The 1,128-nt window shown below is 39.9% G+C and carries 1 protein-coding gene; it reads right to left on the bottom strand.

Going from position 1 to position 1,128, the window contains the following annotated elements; translation table 11 throughout:
- Positions 1 to 72: 72 nt before the first annotated feature.
- Complete coding sequence (gene fcl, locus ACFQ3S_RS19065) at positions 73 to 1,011, bottom strand: GDP-L-fucose synthase (RefSeq protein ID WP_377167546.1); 939 nt, start codon at positions 1,009 to 1,011, stop codon at positions 73 to 75.
- Between the last annotated feature and the right edge of the window lie 117 nt (positions 1,012 to 1,128).

Raw genomic sequence — 1,128 nt, 5'->3', positions numbered from 1 at the left:
ATATCCAGTACCTACTACTGCTATCTTCATAAAGATTCAATGTTTTGTTGTTCTATTTATTTAGCTTAAAGTTTAATGATTAACTTCTTGCTTACTTAAAAAGTCCTGATAAGCCAGGCTAATACCCTGGGGTAAATCTATAGTATGTTTCCATCCCTTACTGTGTAATTTAGAAACATCCATTAGTTTTCGTGGTGTACCATCGGGCTTGCTGGTATCAAAAGTAATTTCACCTTCAAAACCTACCGTGTACTTAACTAATTCAGCCAGTTCTTTGATAGAAAGATCTTCACCAGTCCCTATATTCACTAAACCAGATTCATTGTAGTTTTCCATAAGGTAATAACAAGCGGCTGCAAGGTCATCGGCAAACAAAAACTCACGTTTAGGCAAGCCGGTTCCCCAAATGGTAACTGAAGATAGATTTTGCTCTTTAGCTTCGTGAAAGCGCCTGATCAGGGCCGGTAAAACATGTGAATTTTGGGGGTGATAGTTGTCATTATAACCATATAAATTGGTAGGCATTACCGATATGTAGTTACAACCATATTGTGCCCTGTAGGCATCACACATTTTTATACCGGCTATTTTAGCTATGGCATAAGGTTCATTGGTTTCTTCGAGCGGACCAGTGAGCAAATAATCTTCCTGCAGGGGCTGATGTGCCATTTTTGGGTAAATACAACTGGACCCCAAGAACATCAACTTCTTAACCCCATTAAGGTACGAAGAATGAATAACGTTATTTTGAATTTGCAGGTTATCGTATAAGAATTCGGCCCGGTAGGTGTTATTAGCTACGATTCCACCTACTTTAGCAGCGGCTAAAAAAACATAATCGGGCTTTTCCTGCTCAAAGAATTCGGCCACTTGCTGCTGATTGCGCAGATCTAACTCTGTTGAAGCACGGGTGACAAAATTACTATAACCTTCGCTTTCAAGCTTCCGCCTTATGGCCGAACCTACCATGCCCCTATGGCCTGCAATATATATTTTAGCTTCTTTTTCCATTATGAGTTTACTCAAACTGGTTTTTAATTTTATAACCCGATTCTTTCAGTAGCTTTTCACGTTGGAACAATTCCACATCCGCTGCAACCATTTCGCTTACCAGCCCTTGCAGGTCAT

Origin of the sequence: Mucilaginibacter terrae (assembly GCF_042679325.1) — a bacterium.
Taxonomy (GTDB): Bacteria; Bacteroidota; Bacteroidia; order Sphingobacteriales; family Sphingobacteriaceae; genus Mucilaginibacter; species Mucilaginibacter terrae.
Note: the sequence above shows the minus strand (reverse complement) of the source record. Positions and strands in the feature narration are given on the sequence as shown.

Coding starts and splice junctions, on each gene's coding strand:
- fcl (WP_377167546.1), bottom strand. CDS start 1,011: ATGGAAAAAGAAGCTAAAATATATATTGCAGGCCATAGGGGCATGGTA.